13 protein-coding genes and 1 pseudogene are annotated in these 16,471 nt (G+C 70.4%); 5 read left to right on the forward strand and 9 right to left on the reverse strand.

Features of this window, described 5'->3' with window-relative positions:
• The first annotated feature begins 263 nt into the window (after positions 1-263).
• Positions 264-1,889 carry a ricin-type beta-trefoil lectin domain protein gene (locus LPA41_RS04575; RefSeq protein WP_229068540.1) on the forward strand — a complete coding sequence of 542 codons (1,626 nt, stop codon included), beginning with the start codon at positions 264-266 and terminating at the stop codon, positions 1,887-1,889.
• A 213-nt stretch (positions 1,890-2,102) separates the two neighbouring features.
• Here the strand turns inward: LPA41_RS04575 and LPA41_RS04580 are convergent, their stop codons facing one another.
• Positions 2,103-3,341, reverse strand: a complete 1,239-nt coding sequence (locus LPA41_RS04580; protein WP_229068541.1) for an acyltransferase — start codon at positions 3,339-3,341, stop codon at positions 2,103-2,105.
• 411 nt (positions 3,342-3,752) lie between these two features.
• Here LPA41_RS04580 and LPA41_RS04585 point away from each other — a divergent pair, with 411 nt between their 5' ends.
• On the forward strand, positions 3,753-4,532 hold the full coding sequence (locus LPA41_RS04585) for a MerR family transcriptional regulator (RefSeq protein WP_229068542.1): 780 nt from the start codon (positions 3,753-3,755) through the stop codon (positions 4,530-4,532).
• A gap of 22 nt (positions 4,533-4,554) precedes the next feature.
• On the opposite strand, the gene LPA41_RS04590 is transcribed toward LPA41_RS04585, so the two are convergent.
• On the reverse strand, positions 4,555-5,121 hold the full coding sequence (locus LPA41_RS04590) for a hypothetical protein (RefSeq protein ID WP_229068543.1): 567 nt from the start codon (positions 5,119-5,121) through the stop codon (positions 4,555-4,557).
• A 134-nt stretch (positions 5,122-5,255) separates the two neighbouring features.
• On the opposite strand from LPA41_RS04590, the gene LPA41_RS04595 reads away from it, so the two are divergent.
• Both LPA41_RS04595 and LPA41_RS04600 read left to right on the forward strand, forming a co-directional pair.
• Positions 5,256-6,176, forward strand: coding sequence for an ABC transporter ATP-binding protein (locus LPA41_RS04595; RefSeq protein ID WP_229068545.1), 921 nt, complete (start codon positions 5,256-5,258; stop codon positions 6,174-6,176).
• A 10-nt stretch (positions 6,177-6,186) separates the two neighbouring features.
• A complete protein-coding gene (locus LPA41_RS04600; RefSeq protein WP_229068548.1) occupies positions 6,187-6,906 on the forward strand; it encodes an ABC transporter permease in 720 nt (239 codons plus the stop codon).
• Positions 6,907-7,013: 107 nt separating this feature from the next.
• Here the strand turns inward: LPA41_RS04600 and LPA41_RS04605 are convergent, their stop codons facing one another.
• From LPA41_RS04605 to LPA41_RS04625, 5 genes and pseudogenes are all read right to left on the reverse strand, one after another.
• Complete coding sequence (locus tag LPA41_RS04605) at positions 7,014-7,799, reverse strand: trypsin-like serine protease (protein ID WP_229068550.1); 786 nt, start codon at positions 7,797-7,799, stop codon at positions 7,014-7,016.
• A 91-nt stretch (positions 7,800-7,890) separates the two neighbouring features.
• The gene (locus LPA41_RS04610) at positions 7,891-9,024 is read right to left on the reverse strand and encodes a sorbosone dehydrogenase family protein (RefSeq protein ID WP_229068552.1); all 1,134 of its coding nucleotides are present in this window, start codon (positions 9,022-9,024) and stop codon (positions 7,891-7,893) included.
• A 286-nt stretch (positions 9,025-9,310) separates the two neighbouring features.
• Positions 9,311-10,291: pseudogene (locus LPA41_RS04615) on the reverse strand (TerC family protein); the annotation flags it as partial.
• Positions 10,292-10,312: 21 nt separating this feature from the next.
• On the reverse strand, positions 10,313-10,924 hold the full coding sequence (locus LPA41_RS04620; RefSeq protein WP_229068556.1) for an NADPH-dependent F420 reductase: 612 nt from the start codon (positions 10,922-10,924) through the stop codon (positions 10,313-10,315).
• Between the two features lie 100 nt (positions 10,925-11,024).
• On the reverse strand, positions 11,025-11,627 hold the full coding sequence (locus LPA41_RS04625; protein ID WP_229068558.1) for an Atu4866 domain-containing protein: 603 nt from the start codon (positions 11,625-11,627) through the stop codon (positions 11,025-11,027).
• A 343-nt stretch (positions 11,628-11,970) separates the two neighbouring features.
• On the opposite strand from LPA41_RS04625, the gene LPA41_RS04630 reads away from it, so the two are divergent.
• On the forward strand, positions 11,971-12,699 hold the full coding sequence (locus LPA41_RS04630) for a hypothetical protein (RefSeq protein ID WP_229068560.1): 729 nt from the start codon (positions 11,971-11,973) through the stop codon (positions 12,697-12,699).
• A 30-nt stretch (positions 12,700-12,729) separates the two neighbouring features.
• Here LPA41_RS04630 and LPA41_RS04635 read toward each other — a convergent pair whose 3' ends face one another.
• Together LPA41_RS04635 and LPA41_RS04640 are read right to left on the reverse strand one after the other, a co-directional pair.
• Entirely contained in the window at positions 12,730-15,492 is a 2,763-nt protein-coding gene (locus LPA41_RS04635) for an AAA family ATPase (protein ID WP_229068562.1), read from the reverse strand.
• A gap of 178 nt (positions 15,493-15,670) precedes the next feature.
• Positions 15,671-16,219, reverse strand: coding sequence for a hypothetical protein (locus LPA41_RS04640; protein WP_229068564.1), 549 nt, complete (start codon positions 16,217-16,219; stop codon positions 15,671-15,673).
• Positions 16,220-16,471: the final 252 nt, after the last annotated feature.

The following is a 16,471-nucleotide window of genomic DNA, read 5'->3' on the forward strand; positions in this document are numbered from 1 at the left end:
GTTACAGCCATCGCAAGACGTCAATCCCACAGTCATGCTCGATGCGTGATTTGCTCCTCAAAAACCGTTACGCAGGGCCCCGCTCCGCAGTCAGCGCCCGGCAGCACAAAGACCCTCTTGAATGTCGCGAAACATCCTGGCAACCTGTGGCCTCAGTCTTGTTAGCGCTCCCATCCGCTGTCGACGCACGCCGACGGCACCGCCGTCGCGCTGCGCACCTGTGCCAGCTCCCCCAACCAGCTCTGGACGAGGCGATGACGATGATGACGAAGCTGAAAGCCGTACTGGCCGCCGGCCTGCTGCTGGCCGGCACCGCCGCGGCCGCGCTGACCGGCACCCCCGCGCGGGCGCTGGACAACGGCGTGGCGCGTACCCCGCCGATGGGGTGGAACACCTGGAACACCTTCGGTTGCAACATCAACGAGACGCTGATCCGGCAGACCGCCGACGCCATCGTCAGCACCGGCATGCGGGAGCTGGGATACCAGTACGTGGTGGTGGACGACTGCTGGTTCAACCCGAACCGCGACGCCGCCGGCAACCTGCAGGGCGACCCCGGCCGGTTCCCCAGCGGCATGAAGGCGCTCGGCGACTACCTGCACGCCAGGGGGCTGAAGTTCGGCATCTACCAGGTCCCGCTGGACCGCACCTGCGCCCAGTACTTCGGCAGCTACCCCGGCGCCACCGGCAGCCTCGGCCACGAGGTCCAGGACGCCCGGCAGTTCGCCGCCTGGGGTGTCGACTTCCTCAAGTACGACTGGTGCTCCCCGACCGGCACCATCAACGACCAGGTCGCCACGTTCGCCAAGATGCGTGACGCACTCGCCGCGACCGGCCGGCCGATCGTGTACAGCATCAACCCGAACAGCATCCACGCCAAGACCGGCCCGCTCCGCAACTGGGGCGACGTCGCCAACATGTGGCGCACCACCGAGGACATCAGCGACGCCTGGGACACCGGGCAGACCAACGGCTACCCGATGGGCGTCAAGAACATCGTCGACGTGACCGTGCCGCTCGCCGGTTACGCCCGGCCCGGTCAGTTCAACGACCCGGACATGATGGAGGTCGGCCGCGGCGGCATGACCGACACCGAACAGCGCAGCCACTTCGCACTCTGGGCGATGATGGCCTCGCCGCTGATCGCCGGCAACGACCTGCGCTCGATGAGCGCGGCCACCCGGACCATCCTGATGAACCCCCGGCTGATCGGCATCAACCAGGACACGCTCGGGCTGCAGGCAACCCAGATCTCGTACGACGGAACGCGCCGCGTCCTGGCCAAGAGGCTGGCCAACGGTGACATCGCGGTCGCCCTGTTCAACCAGGGCGGATCCACCACGACGATCTCCACCACCGCCGCGGCGATCGGCAAGTCCGGCACCTCGTTCACGATGCAGGACGCGTGGACCGGCGCCACCACGACCACCACCGGCGGCATCAGCGCCACCGTCCCCGCGCACGGCACCGTGGTCCACCGGATCAGCGGCGGGACGAACACCCCGGCGCCGGCCACCACCACGCTGGTCAGCGCCTCCTCGGGCCGCTGCCTGGACGTGCCGAACGGCAACACCGCCAACGGTACGCAGCCGGTCGTCTGGGACTGCAACGGCGGCGCCAACCAGCGCTGGACCCTCACCGGGCAGACCGTGCAGGCCCTCGGCGCCTGCCTGGACGCGCCGATCGGCGCGACCGCCGGGGCCAAGGCTCAGCTCTGGTCCTGCAACGGCGGCACCAACCAGCAGTGGACCCTCAACGCCGACGGCACCCTGCGCGGCGTCGCCTCCGGCCTCTGCCTGGACGTCGATCGCAACCTGACCGCCAACGGCACCGCGGTCCTGCTGTGGACGTGCAACGCCGCCCCCAACCAGCGGTGGAACCGGGTCTGACACCGGCCACCGCACCCCGCCAGGCCGGCCCGCGCGGCGGCGTTGAACCGCGACAGGCCGGCCCAGCGCGACGGTGTTGGTCTGCTACGGGCCGGCCCCGCGCGGCGGTGTTGATCTGCTAGCGATGCGAAATCGCGGTTTCAACCCCATGATCACAGCGATTTCGTAGCGCTAGCAGATCAACATCTCGCCGTTGACTCCTCTTGCCACCCCTCACCGCGACAAGCCGGACCCCTCCGGGACGGGGGAGGCCGGGCCGGCGGTCGACAGTTGCCCGGCCCGGGCCGCTCCCCTCGCGGGGTGGTCCGGTTCGGGCACGCTGCGGTTCGGGGCCGGGTCACCCGTACCGCTGGATGTCCATCGCCTGGTGAGCGGAACCAGCAGCCGGCGGGCGGGTTCCTCGATGTACTGGTGGGCGCCCTCGGCGATCAGCAGCAGCAGAACCAGGGTGACCAGCAGAGCCACGTACGGGACCCAGCCGCGGCCGGTCTTGATGTACTCGGCGGTGGGCAGGGCGTAGAGCATCCAGCGATGCGTGATGTAGAGGGCGTAACTGGCCAGGCCGAGGCGGACCATCACCGTGGTGGACAGCAGGCGGGCCGTCCAGCCCCGGCCCGAGGCCAGACTGATCATCAGGAGCGCGAACGGCACGACGAAGAACAGGCCGTAGGCGCCGGAGTTCCAGCCCGGCCCGGTACCGCGGAAGGCGGCCAGGCCGAAGACGTAGCAGAAGACGAACGCCTGGACGGCGTGATGGCGCCGGGTGCTCCAGCGGGAGGTGTACGGGATGAGGAACGCGCTCGCCATGCCGCAGACGAACATCGGCAGGTGGCAGAGCGGGTTCCGGTAGAGCCAGCGGTGCACGGACGCCGGGTCGCCGGCCGGCAGGGACGAGCGGCCGGTGAAATAGAAGGCGGCCCACAGCACGAGGACGACCAGGGTCATCGCGGCGATCAGCAGGATCAGGCCGCGGGCGCCGAACCGGCGGGCCAGCCGGGCGACGACCGGCACGAGGAACGGGAACAGCAGGTAGAAGAACATCTCGACGCCGATGGACCAGCCCGGACTGTTGTACCAGCCCTGCGCCACCCGCAGGTCGGCGCTCCAGGTCTGCACGGCGAGCAGGTTCTGCACCAGTGCCCAGCCGTGGTTGTCGCGGCCGACGATCCAGAGGTACGCGGCGCAGTAGCCGATGACCACCCAGTAGAGCGGCATGACCCGGGCGATCCGGGCCAGGTAGAACCGGACGGTGCGGCGGCCCTCCCATCCGCTGAGGTGCGGATAGTTGTAGGCGAGCACCACGCCGGACAGCATGAAGAACATCGGTACCCCGATGTGACCCCAGCCGACGATCTTCTCGAGGTGCTGGGGCACGCTCTCCGGCACCCTGCTGTGCGAGAGCACGACGCCGATCGCCGCGACCGCGCGCAGGCCGGTGAGAGCCGTGAGCACGGGCCTGTTCTGTTCTGCCACCTAACTGGTTCCCTCTCCGGGCGCGGAGCCGACTCGGCATTGCAGCAGGGCCCGGCGAACGCGACGTGTCGGAACCGGAAATGCACAGCGAAAAGCGCGGGCTCCCGACTCGATTCATGACGGGCGCCGGGGGTCAGGGCTGCCGGTCACCGTGGACGGCTCCGAGCTGCCCGGCCCAGCCGGCCGCGACGAACAACACCAGCAGCACCACGCTGCCGTCCTCGTTCTCCAGCAGGCCGAAGACCTTGGCCACGATGATCGCGCCGGCGAGGCCGCCGATTCCTGCTGTGCTACGCCGCGTCCGGCCGTCCCGGACGGCCGGTTGACGCGCGGGCCCGTGTGCTAGCTTGCCGCTGAGGACTGATCGACACAGCGTCGAGGGCCGAGCCGGTGGACCTGGAAGGGGCCGACGTGGCCTGGAGCACCCGGGAGCTCGCCGAGCTCGCCGGCACCACGGTGAACACCGTCCGGCACTACCACCGGCTCGGCCTGCTCGAGGAGCCGGAGCGGCGGTACAACGGATACAAGCAGTACGGCGTCTCGCATCTCGTCTGCCTGCTGCGGATCCGCCGCCTCGTGAGCCTCGGCGTCCCGCTGTCCCACGTCGGCGCGGCCATGGCGGACGGGCAGGTCCCGCCGGAGGTGCTGCGCGAGGTCGACGCCGAACTGGCCGCCGAGGTGGAGCGCCTGAACAAGGCCCGCGCCGACATCGCCGTCATTCTGCGCGACGGCGCACCGGCCGACGCCCCGGCAGGCTTCGAGTCGGTCGCGCCCCGCCTGTCCGAGGCCGACAGCTCGCTCATCCACATCTACACCCGGTTGTACGACGACGACGCCATGAAAGACCTGAGGCGCATGGCGGAGAACGACACCGACCCGGCCGGCGCGGAGTTGGACGCCCTGCCGCCGGACGCGGACGAGGCCACCCGGCACGACCTGGCCGCGCGGCTCGCACCGGTCATCGCCCAGAACCTCACCGACTATCCATGGCTCACCGAACCGGGTGCGCACCTGGTCGGCAACGAGCACGCGACCGTGCAGACCTTCGTCGACGCGGTGGTCGCGATCTACAACCCCGCCCAGATCGACGTGCTCACCCGGGCCAGCATCCTCGCGCGCCGGCAGGTGATCCCGGCGCCCGGGCCCGGGGACAGCCCGGACCCCGACTGAGGGCGCGCGGAACCCGTAACCGTCAGGTGCCCAGGCCGTCGAGCAGCCAGTGGTGACGCAGCCGCAGACTGCGTTCCACAGCCCCCGCCGCGGCGACGGCACCGAGCGTGACGTTGGCCCACACGGGCAGGTCGACCGGCGACTCGAAGAGACCGAACCGCTCGACGATCGGCGGGACCCGCAGGATCGGTTCGAGCAGCTGCACCAGGTTGAGTCCGGCGCCGACGACCAGCGCCACCACTGAGAAAGCCGCGATCCAGCGGCTCAGCGCCCGGTGTTCCCGGTCGAATCGCAGCCGGCGGCCGATCGCCGACCGCGGATCGGGCGTCAGCCGGTGTTCCTCTCCCCCGGTCGTCACGTAATGGGCGCGTTTGAGCCCGACGGTGGACATCGCGACCTGGATCGTGCCGCCGTCGACGGGTATGGCGGCGGGCATCCGTGATCGGGCCCGGTGCCGGCCGTCGGCGTACAGGTGCACCATCCCGTCGTCGCCCGCCTGCTTGCCGGAGACGCGCACGTCCACGGCGTACACGGTCCGGCCCACCCGCAGCCAGAAGAGCTTGAATTCCTTTCCGCCACCCAAAACCATGTTCCCGCCACCGGGTCAAGCCGCGGCACGGGAGCAGGCGAGCGACTTGACCCGGTTCTGAGAACACGGTTTGGACTGTCACCGGGCCGGACGGCAGGCCGCAACGACGACCATTCACAAGGGGCAGGGCCGACATGGAGAATTCTTCCCGGGCCGTCATCGACGTCGACCGGCTGAACATCTCGTACGGCGATTTTCACGCGGTCAAGGACCTGAGTTTCCGGGTCGAACAGGGCGAGCTGTACGCATTGCTCGGCACCAACGGGGCGGGCAAGACCTCGGCGCTGGAAGCCGTCGAGGGACATCGCAGGGTGTCGTCGGGCACGGTACGGGTCTTCGGCGAGAAGCCGGCGGATCGGCGGGCGGTGCGGCACCGGATGGGCATCATGCTGCAGGAGAGCGGATTCTCCGCCGATCTCACCGTCGCGGAGTCGGTCCGGCTGATCGGCCGGCTCTCCGGCCGCTCCGACTCGGTCGACCGGGTGCTCGGCACCGTCGACCTCAACCGCAAGGCCGACGTCCGGGTCGGGCAGCTCTCCGGCGGTGAGAAACGGCGACTCGACTTCGCCACCGCCGTCTACGGGCGACCGGAACTGATCTTCCTCGACGAGCCCACCACGGGGCTGGACATCCAGTCACGGGACGCCCTGTGGGCAGCCGTGCGGGAACTCCGCGGCAACGGTTCCACCATCGTCCTGACCACGCACTATTTGGAGGAGGCGCAACAGTACGCCGACCGCATCGGCCTCATGCACCGAGGCACCTTCCGTCGTGAGGGGACGGTGTCCGAGCTGACCCGGAGGCTGCCCGCCGCGATCCGGTTCGCCCTCTCACCCACCACCACACCGGTGCCACCAATCGGCACCCGCGCGACGGACGGGCGGGTGTACGTGGCGGAGACGTTCCAGTTGCAGGCGGACCTCAAGGTGCTGCTCGACTGGGCGGCCGCGCACGATGTCGAACTGCTGGACCTCTCCGCCGCACCGACACGGCTCGACGACGTCTTCCGGTCGATCGAATCCGACCCGGCCCCCGCCCTCAACCCGACCCGATAGAGGCGACGTCATGCTTCCCATCGCGTACAGCGAACTCGCCCAGATCTTCCGCAACCGGACCGTGCTGATCTCCAACCTCATCATGCCCCTGGCGATCAGCGCCTTCTTCATCTATCGCCGCGACTCGTTCATCGCGCTCGGCAGCGCCGGCTACATCGCGGCGGTCCTCGTCTTCACGATCGGCGCGTTCAGTCTGTACACCACCGCGGTGACGACCCTCGCCGCTCGCCGGCAGGACCTGTTCCTCAAGCGACTGCGTTCCACCACGGCCGGCGACGCCACGATCCTGTCCGGCCTGACCCTGCCGGTCGCCGGGGTGGCTCTGGTCCAGGTCATGGTCGTACTGGGGGCGTTCGCCGCGGTGACCGGCCGCCCGGCGGACCTGGCGCTCCTGGTCGTGGGCATCCTGTCGGCCTTCGTCATGATGCTCGCCCTGGCGATGGCGACCGCCGGCCTGACCGGCTCGCCCGAACAGGCCCAGGTCACCACGCTGCCGCTCAGTCTGACCACCATCGGCGTCGCGACCTGGGTCGGCATCACCGGCACGGAAGACCTGACGGTGCTGAAACGGCTGCTCCCCGGCGGGTCGGCCACCGAACTGATCGTGAACACCTGGAACGGTGGCGTGCCGCCGGCGCAGTCCCTGCTGCTGCTCGGGCCGATCCTCGCCTGGGTGGTCGTGGCGGTCGTGCTCGCCCTCCGGCTGTTCCGATGGGAGCCCCGCCGGTAGCCCGCGGGATCGCCCGCTCCACCGCCGCGACGATCGTCACCGATGTCATGATCGTCGCGGCGGTGCTCGCTCTGCGGTGAGCGTGGCGGGAGGGGATCCGCTGAGGCCTAGGAAGCGCGACCCAGCAGGGTCGCCTCTGCCGCCCGGATGTCGTCGGCGAAGGCTGCCACCTCGGTGAAGATGTTGCGCCGGTCGTTGTACTCGGGATCGCAGTCACCGCCGAAACTGACGATGCCGACCTGCTCCCACGTGCTGTCGGTGAGCTGGTTCAGCGCGGGCCCGCCGGAGTCGCCGCCGCAGATGCCTTTGCCCTGGTCGGCGAAGGTGCACAGGTGCCGGTCGGGGTGGTACATCCCCTCGAGGCCACCTTCCAGTTCGGTGCAGGCGGTGTCGTTCATGAAGGAGATCTCCGCCCGCTGCAGGAACCGCTGCTGCTCCTGGTCCTCCTGTGACCGTCCCCACCCGATGGCCGTCAGCTCCGTGTAGTCCTGGGACGACTCGCCGGCCAGGGCGACCACGGGCAGGTTCACCGGCTCGGCCAGTTTCAGCAGCCCCCAGTCCGACTCCCACCAGAACAGGCCGGCCGCGGTGTAGCTGTCGACGACGCTCACGCGGGTGGCGGCGTCACTGTCCTGCTGGTCCACGGTGCCGACGACCACGGTGAGGCTTTCGGCGGTTTCCGGGTCGACGCAGTGCCCGGCGGTCAGCACGACCTGCGGGCTGATCAGCGTGCCGCCACATCCGGTCGGCAGCAGCCGGACCATGAACGGGAACTCGCCCTGGGCCGCCGAGTTGCCGCCGTTGACGGCCTGCGCCGTGCCGGCCGGCATCATCGCCGCCACCAGACCCAGGGCGGCAGCCGCCACGACCGTACGCATTGCAGAGAAACGCATGGTGTCCTTCCGAAGTATGAGCAGCCGTGATCCGACCGGCCGCTCTGACGGGATCAAGACGCCCGCGCCGGACGGAAAGGTTGCATCCGGTTCAGCTCCGTGGGCGGATCCACAGAAGACGGTCCGCTTCGCCGGACTGGCCGGCGGCACGCGGCGAGGTGTTGGTGGAGGTCACGTAGACGCCGTCGCGGTAAGGCAGCACGGCGCGGGCGCGCTCGCCGGAACTGAAGACGGGTTCGAGCGTACGGTCGCTGCCGTTCAGAACGTAGAGGGTCTGATCGCCCAGCGCCGTGAGGAGCAGGTCGTCGCCGGCGAAGGCCATGCCCGACGGCGCCCAGGCGTTGGTGCCGGAGTGCAGGTGCGGTGCCCGCATGCCGTCGCGTCCTTCGTCCCCCTCGATCAGCGGCCATCCGTAGTTGCCGCCGGCGACGATCTGGTTGATCTCATCGTTCCCGGACTGGCCGTGCTCGGCGGACCACAGCCGGCCCTCGGCGTCCCAGGCGAGGCCCTGCGGGTTCCGGTGCCCGGACGAGTAGACGTACGAGTCCGGGTCGGGGTTGTCAGGGGGAATGCTGCCGTCGGTGCGCAGCCGCAGGATCTTTCCGGCGAGGCTGCCGCGGTCCTGGGACACGCTGTCGTCCTCGACCCAGCCGGTGGTGGCGTAGAGGTGCCCGTCGGGGCCGACGGCGAGACGCCCGCCGTTGTAGAACTGGTGTCCCGGGATGCCGTCGAGCAGGACCCGCCGTTCGGTCCAGTTGTCGCCGTCGAAGGCCAGTTCGGCGATCCGGTTGGTGAGTCCGGAATCCGTGGCGTGGGTGTAGTAGACGTAGGCCGTACCGCTGTCGGCGAAGTCGCGGGCGAGGGCGAGACCCATCAGCCCGCTGCCCCCGTCGCGGACGACCGGGTCGGACGTTCCGACGCGGTGACGAGTGAGGCGTCCCCCCGCACCGATCATCGCTATCGTGCCGTCGAGTTCGGTGACGACCAGGTTCTCCCCGGCGAGCCGGACCTCCCAGGGGTAGACCAGGTCGTCGCTGACGACGGTGACGTCCCAATCGCCGGTGGTGCGGCCGATCAGGTCCGGGCCGGTGTACGCGACAGGTCCGGCCGGGTCGGGCAGCGCGGATGCCAGGTCGCCGGATGCGGTGGTGGTCTCCTGTTCCCGCACCGCGCAACCGGCGAGCAGCAGGGCGGCGAGGGCCAGCGTGGTGACTTTCCGGTGCATGCGTCATCTCCCGCGATCTGGCGTACGGATGGTCAGCTCACCGAGGGCGGTGACCCGCTGTCGTGGCGGCCGGGACGAAGCAGGAACCGGCCGCCGCCCGTTCCGCGTGCCGCTCATGGGCCCGTCGCAGCAGGTCCGTCAGCTCCGCGTCGGCGCGTGCCCGGGCCCGGTGCTTGGCCGGCAGCGCGTCGATGTGCGCCTCCTCCGCGACGAGCCGGTGGTAGATCTCGTCGCAGTAGGCCGGGTCGGTCTCGATGTCGAGGTACTCGCCGGCGTGCCGTCGCGCCGCCCGCCGGTACGTCTGTGCCCGTCCCCGCGCACTCACCAGCGAGAACAGCACCGTGACCAGCAGGATGCCGATGATGAGCGAGAGCGACAGGCCGGTCGAGATCTCGGCGGCGTCGACGTGCTCCCCGTTGTTGATGAACGGCACGTTGTTCTCGTGCAGGGCGTGGAGGATCAGTTTGATGCCGATCAACGCCAGGATCGCGGCGAGTCCGTAGGACAGGTAGACCAGCCGGTCGAGCAGGCCGTCGATCAGGAAGTAGAGCTGCCGCAGACCGAGCAGGGAGAACGCGGTGGCGGTGAACACCAGGTAGGTGTTCTGGGTGAGGCCGAAGATCGCCGGGATCGAGTCGAGCGCGAACAGGATGTCGGTGCCACCGATCGCCACCATCACGAGCAGCATCGGCGTCAGCATCCGGCGGCCGTCGACGACGGTGACGAGTTTGTCGCCGTCGTAGGTCTCCGAGGTGCGCAGGACCCGGCGCGCCAGCCGGATCATGATGTTGTCCGGCGCCCGGTCCTCATCCTGCTGCCCTCGCAGCAGATTGCCCGCGGTGACCAGCAGGATGAGGCCGAACAGGTAGAACACCCACGCGAACGAGTTGATCAGCGCGGCGCCCAGGAAGATGAAACCGGTCCGCACGATCAGCGAGAACGTGATGCCGAACAGCAGCACCTTCTGCTGGTCGGCCCGCGGCACCCGGAAACTGGCGAGCAGCAGCAGGAAGACGAACAGGTTGTCGACCGACAGCGCCTTCTCGGTGACATAGCCCGCGAAGTACTCGGCGCCGGCCGTGCTGCCGCCGAGGACCAGGACACCGATCCCGAACGCCACGGCGATACCGATGTAGACCGCCGTCCAGCGTGCTGCCTCGCCGAGGGACGGGATGTGCGTACGCCGTACGTGAAAGAAGTAGTCGAACAGAAGCAGGCCGACGATGCCGAGCACCGTTACGAGCCAGACATCACCGGACACACTCATGCCGTCACGTCCTCGGAGTCGTCAGCGGATCACGGACACGTTGTACTGGCCGGACGGGCTGACCGCCATGATCGCCAGCGAGAGGTACAGGTAGTGCTCGGTGGCCCGCGCGGTGGCGATGCTGCCGAGGTCGACCTGGTCGTCGTGCTGCCAGCCGAGGTCGCTGAGCAGCCCGCCGGTGATCCGCTTGGCTTCGCGGTCGTCGCCGGACAGGAAGACGGAGGTGCGTTCGGGCAGCGCACCCGGGTTGGTCATGACCGCCGCCGGTACGGTGTTGAGGGTCTTGACGACCTTCGCCTGCGGCAGCAGCGCCTGGAGTTTCGCGCCCAGGCTGTCGCCCGGGTACATCAGCTCGAAGGTGGGGGTGATGGCGTTCGCCACGTCGATCAGCACCTTGGTGCCGAACGGGCCCGCCCCGATCCGGCCCAGCACGTCGAGCGTCACCGAGCCGGGCAGGGTGTTGACGACGACCTCGGCCGAGGTGACGGCCTCGGCCAGCTCCGCGACGGGCGCGCTGAAGCCCTGCCGGCCCTGCGGATCACGAACCCCGAACACCACGCCGTGCCCGGCGTCGAGCAGGCCGTAACCGAGCGCCGTGCCGACGCCGCCCGCTCCCAATACCGCAATCTTCATCGCTGAACCCCGTTCTGTGTCGGTGCGGCAGTTGCCGCCCTGGTGAAAAGGCCATGCCCAGCACGACGCTGTGAGCGGGCAGGCTGTCCTTGCTGGCTGGTCACTGGCGCTCTTGCCGGCGCATCACGAACTCGGCGTGGAACAACTGATCACCGATGAACTCGCCGAACGCGTAGAAGCCGGAGTCGTCGAGGTAGTCGATGCGGTCCCCGTCAAGCCAGTACCGGCCGGTGTAGGCGTGCCGGCGCCCGCCGCGGGTCTCGTCGTAGCGGCCCTGCGGCAGCAGTTCCTGATGCAGCCAGTCGTTCTGGTCCACCCACACGCCGACCCGGGCGCCGTCCGGGTTCGCCGGCCGGTCGAGCGGCTCGCCGTCGCGGATCACCACCTGGCCGCGGGTCAGCAGCGCACGGAGATCCGTGCGGCCGACGATGACCCGCCACCACGGTGTGCCGAGCCTCGGCATGCTGCCCCGCGGGACCAGGAGCAGGTCGGCCGGGATGCCCGGCTCCACGCGCCCGACCAGGTGTCCCCGGTCCTTGCCGGTTGCCGGCACCACGGCGACCAGCCCGAGGCCGGACCCGTCGATGACCTCCGTGTCCGGACCGGTGCCGGTGCCCGTGCCGGTGACCTGGCCGTCCGACACCCGGACATCGGTGACCAGGCTCCCCGCCGGACCCTGGATCTGGACGTTCTTGAACAGCACGGATCCTCCTGTGGGAGCGGCAGCCGGCGTCCGAGGATCGCCGGGCGAGCATGCCTGCTGAAACATGACCGTCGCGGCCACGACCGCGACGGCGAGCGTGCGATGACTTCTGCGCATCATCGTTCTCCTCCCGGCCGGCGCTGGTTCTACGATCGAAGATCAGCGGCCGGCTGGAATCGGTGGTCGTCGCCTATAACCGCGCCCGGACAGGCGACCTGGTCGCCCGGGGGTAGGCGGCCGGGACTTCTCCCGGATAGGCGACCGCCACGGATACCAAAGGCTCACCGGCTGGCGAGAGTGGTCGCATACCGAACCACGTCTTGCCGCACTGAAAGGGATCTCTTTGCTTCGCACACGCACCGGCGCAGTGATGGTCGCCGCCCTGCTGCTGACTCAGCAGGCCTGCTCCAGTACCACCCCGGACGCGGCCGCCCCGGCCGCCACCACCGCGCCGGCACCGGCACCGGACGTGACGTCGGACCGGCCGGCGACGCCCGAGGAACCGGCCGAGCAGCCGGCCGAGCCCGACGAGCCGGGCAGCGAGGACTCGGCGCCGAGCCCGCGCGCTTCGTCGACCAGCCCGGCCCGGCCGGCGACCGGCTCCTCCGGCGATGTCCTGAGCGGGGGTCGGCAGGTCGTCATCCGGCCCCTGCCCAGTTCCGGGTCGGTCGTGGCGGTGGACGGTGACGGCCGCCTGATCACCACGGACGGCGACGGCAGTGCGCTGTTCGTTCTCACCCCGACCGGCGGGCAGCACCTGATCAGGACGGCGACCGCGGGGGCCGGCGGTGAGGCGTCCTGCATGAAGCTCACCGCCAACGGCAGCAACCCGCTCACGGTCCGGGCGGCCGCCTGCGACGCCGGCGACTCCGGGCAGCTCTTCAGCATCCGCAAGCAGGGGGCCAAGGACGCGGCCGGGCGGTCCACCTACACCATCAGCAGTGGTGGGGCTTACCTGCAGGTGTCCGCCCAAAACGGCCTCATCGCCGAGGAACTCGGTGACGGCCCGGTGCGGACCACGTTCAGCTTCGTCGACAACGGCAAAGCCACTCTGCCGCAGCTCGGGGACTGAGACTGCCGGGCGGGCTGAGCCCGCCCGGCATCACCGTGGGTCGTCCGCGGTCTCCCGGTACATGTCGCGCAGTTCGCGGCGCGACTTCACCCCGAGCTTGGCGAAGATGCTGCGCAGGTGCGCGTCGACCGTACGCGGGCTGATGAACAGCTCGGCCGCCGCTTCCTTGCTGGTGGCGCCGCGGGCGACGAGCCGGGTGACCGCCTGTTCCGCAGCGGTCAGCGCGACCTCTCCGGCGTTGGGGCGCCGAACCACTCCGGTGGCGGCGCGCAACGCGCGACTCGCCCGGCCGGCGAAGTCCGGGGCGCCCATGGCCAGGAACATCTCGTGCGCGGCTTCCAGCTGCTCACGGGCCTCGCCCTTGCGGTCCTCGCCGGCCAGCCACTCGCCGTAGGAAAGGCGGGCCCGCGCCAGGTCGGGGCGGCGGGTGGTACGGGCCAGCCGCGTGATCCCCTCCCGGTAGGCGGTGTCCGCCTGTTCGCCGGTACTGATCAGGGCCCGGACGTAGAGCGCGGTGCCGGTGCACCAATCGGTGTCCATCTCGGCAGCGACCCGTTCCAGGTGCTCGACCACCTCGATCGCGTCCTGCGGCCGGCCGGAGCGGGCGGCGCCCTCGACGAACTCCGGTATCAGCCAGGGCGGAAACCCCGGCTCGTTCAGGTGCACGGGGGTGCGGCAGGCGTCGGCCGCTGCCGCGAACTCCCCCATGCCGTTGAGGGAGGTGGTGGTGGCGAGTTCCGCAGCGGTCAGCAACCGGCCCTCACCGCGGGCGGTCGCGTCGGCCGTGGCCTCCTCGGTGAGCTCGCGCACCCGCTGCCGGTCGCCCTGATAGGCGGCGATCGACATGTCGATGAAGGCCATCCGCGGCGCTCCGATCTCGGCGGAGACGGCGTACGCCTCGTCGACGAGCCGCTGTGCCTCCGTAAAGCGTCCCTCGTGGATGAAGCTCATCGCCCGATACGTCAGCGCGATCGGCATCCCGGCGAGAGCGCCGTTGTCGCGGGCATACTCGAGTTGCTGGCGGGAGGACGCGATGAACTTCTGGTCGTCCCAGATGTCCAGGGCGGCTTGGCACGCCAGCCACAGCTCGCCGATGCCGAACCTCTCGGCGCCCGGGGTCGCCTGACCGTCCTTGCTGCCGTACTCCAGGTAGAGGTCGAGAATCGGCCGGATCACGACCGGGTCGGCCTTCCCACCGCTGATGCAGGCGATCAAGGGTTCCAGCAACCGGTCCAGGGGGCGCATCCGCTCCTCGTCGACCGGCAGATCCCGCACCGCCTCGGCGAGGTCGAGGGTCAGCGACCAGGTCGCGAACCGGCCCATGAGCGTCACCGCGGCGAGGGCGTCGAACAGCACGTCCCGGCCGAGCAGCACGTCGAAGGGCCCGATCGCCCTGGCGGCCGCGATGAGCCCGCGCACGGCCGGCTCGTCGCGTCCGCGGTCGAAGGCGACCCGGGCGCGGACCACCTGTGCCTGGGCCAGCAGCATCGGGTCCTGCACGGTGGCCTCGGCAGACGCGAGGAGTTGCAGAGCCCGGCCGAAGTCCCCGCATTCCTGTCGGGCGCGGGCGGCGGCGACCAGACGCCGGGCCTGGGAGCCGGTGTCCGGGGTCAGCGTCGCGGCCTGTTCCAGGAACGCGCCCGAGGCCGCCAGGCCACCGCGGGACCGGGCCCGGCTCGCCAGCCGTTCGAGTTCCTCCGCGAGCTGCTCGTCGGGGCCGGCCGCGGCCTGCGCCGCGTGCCAGGCCCGGCGTTCCGGGTCCACGACCGGGTCGGTCGCCAGAGCCAGCGCGTCGTGGACGGCCCGGCGGTCGTCGACCGTGGCGGACTCGTAGATCGCCGAGCGCACCAGCGGGTGCCGGAAGCGGATCCGGATCTCGGTCCGCATCAGTCCCGCGTCCACCCCGTGCGACGCCGCCACCGGGTCGAGCCCGAGATGACGGGCCGCGCGCCACACGACCACCGGGTCGCCCGTCGGGTCGGCGGAGGCGACCAGCAGGAACCGGCGCGCCTCAGCCGGCAGCCGCTCCAGCCGCTCCTGGAAACCCGCCTCCAGGGTGCGGGGCAGCCGGGCGGCCGCGGGGACACCGAAGCCCCCCGCCAGCGCACCCAGATCCGCGCTGCGCGGCAGCTCCAGCAGAGCCAGCGGATTGCCCTGCGCCTCGGCCAGGATGCGGTCGCGCACCCGCGGGTCCAGCGGAGCGCGCAGGCCGGTGCGCAACAGGGTGCGGGCGTCGGTGTCCTCCAGGCCGCGCAACCGCAGCACGGTGACCCCGCTGAGCACGTCGGAGGTCAGCGGCTCGCGGGCCACGAAGATCACCGACACCGCGACGCCGCTCAACCGGCGCACCACGAACGCCAGCACCTGCGACGAGGCGTCGTCCAGCCAGTGCGTGTCGTCGACGACGCAGATCACCGGACGTTCCCGGGCGGCCCAGGTGAGCAGGTTCAGGGTGCCGAGGGCGACCAGCACCGTTGCCGGCGCGACCGTCTCGCCCGTGCCCAGCGCGGAGGCCACCGCGCGGGCCTGCGGCTCCGGCAGGGACTCGATGCCGTCGACCAGCGGTTGCAGCAGCTGCTGCAGCGCTGCGAACGGCAACTCCATCTCGTACTGGGCGCCGGTGGTCTGCAGCACGCGCACGCCGGTCAGCTCTTCGATGGTCTCGGCGACGAGCGCCGTCTTGCCGATACCCGCCGGACCGGTGACGAGGATGGCGTCACCCGACGCGCCACGGGCGCCCTCGACGAGCTCGCGCAGCACCGCGCGTTCGTGGTGTCGTCCGAGGAATGTCATGCCGGCTCGGGAAGACGGGTCAGCGCGCCGACGGTGGTGAACATTTGCCCGAGCCTACGAGTTGAAACTCCCGGAAATCTTGCCGGCGTGGGTCGAGAACGTCACATCCTGGCAACGCCACGTCCATTTGCTCCCCCGAGGAGCATTTTCGACCCGCCGCCGGTGACCGACGTCACAGCTACCGGCCACCCGGCGCGTCGTACTTGGAGAAGTACGGTCCGTAGCCGTTGTCCGCGATGGCACGGACCAGCCGCAGATGCTGCTCCAGCAGCACGGCACGGTGGAGGTCGCCGACGAGGACCGGGGCGAAGCCGACGTCGCGGATCAGCTGCTCCGCGATCGGCCGGGCGGCCGCGTCGGCGGCGTACAGGTGACTCGGGCGGATCACCTGGCGCTCGATCTGGTCGTACAGCGACGCGTAGTCGGTGTTGAACGCCTTCGCGACCGGGCCGCCGACCAGCGACTGCACCAGGTGCGCCAGGGACGGGTGGCCGGCCGGCGGCGGGCCCTGCAGGTTCGTCGCGTCGACGGTCACGGCACCACGAAAGCCGTGGACGCGGGCCAGGACACCGGTGATCGCGGCCGCCGGCACGGCGACGACCAGCACGTCGGCGCCGGCCACGTCCCCGCCGTCGCGGCCGAGCGTGGTGAGCCGGTGGCCGGCCCGCGTCCAGAGCCGGGACAGGGTGGAACCGAGAGCCCCGCGGCCCACGACGGCGATGTCCACTCGTACCCCCTCTGGATCTTTCGACGGTGTCGCCGAGCCGCCCACTCTGTCCGACACGGGCGCCCGTCGAATCGGTGAAGTCGCCTATCCGGGCCGGTCGGGCCCCGGCTGCACCGCCCGGTTCACGCCCTTCACCGGCCATCGCCTGTCTAGGCGAAAACTGCCGATTCGAGCCGGCCTCCGCGGCTGCGATCGTCGGATCAGCCGACGCCGGTCACCCGGCCCGGCCCCGCTTTCCGCAGTGTCAGAACC

Origin of the sequence: Actinoplanes sp. DH11 (assembly GCF_020873875.1) — a bacterium.
GTDB lineage: Bacteria > Actinomycetota > Actinomycetes > Mycobacteriales > Micromonosporaceae > Actinoplanes.

Coding starts and splice junctions, on each gene's coding strand:
- LPA41_RS04575 (WP_229068540.1), top strand. CDS start 264: ATGACGAAGCTGAAAGCCGTACTGGCCGCCGGCCTGCTGCTGGCCGGC.
- LPA41_RS04590 (WP_229068543.1), bottom strand. CDS start 5,121: ATGGTTTTGGGTGGCGGAAAGGAATTCAAGCTCTTCTGGCTGCGGGTG.
- LPA41_RS04595 (WP_229068545.1), top strand. CDS start 5,256: ATGGAGAATTCTTCCCGGGCCGTCATCGACGTCGACCGGCTGAACATC.
- LPA41_RS04600 (WP_229068548.1), top strand. CDS start 6,187: ATGCTTCCCATCGCGTACAGCGAACTCGCCCAGATCTTCCGCAACCGG.
- LPA41_RS04605 (WP_229068550.1), bottom strand. CDS start 7,799: ATGCGTTTCTCTGCAATGCGTACGGTCGTGGCGGCTGCCGCCCTGGGT.
- LPA41_RS04610 (WP_229068552.1), bottom strand. CDS start 9,024: ATGCACCGGAAAGTCACCACGCTGGCCCTCGCCGCCCTGCTGCTCGCC.
- LPA41_RS04620 (WP_229068556.1), bottom strand. CDS start 10,924: ATGAAGATTGCGGTATTGGGAGCGGGCGGCGTCGGCACGGCGCTCGGT.
- LPA41_RS04635 (WP_229068562.1), bottom strand. CDS start 15,492: ATGACATTCCTCGGACGACACCACGAACGCGCGGTGCTGCGCGAGCTC.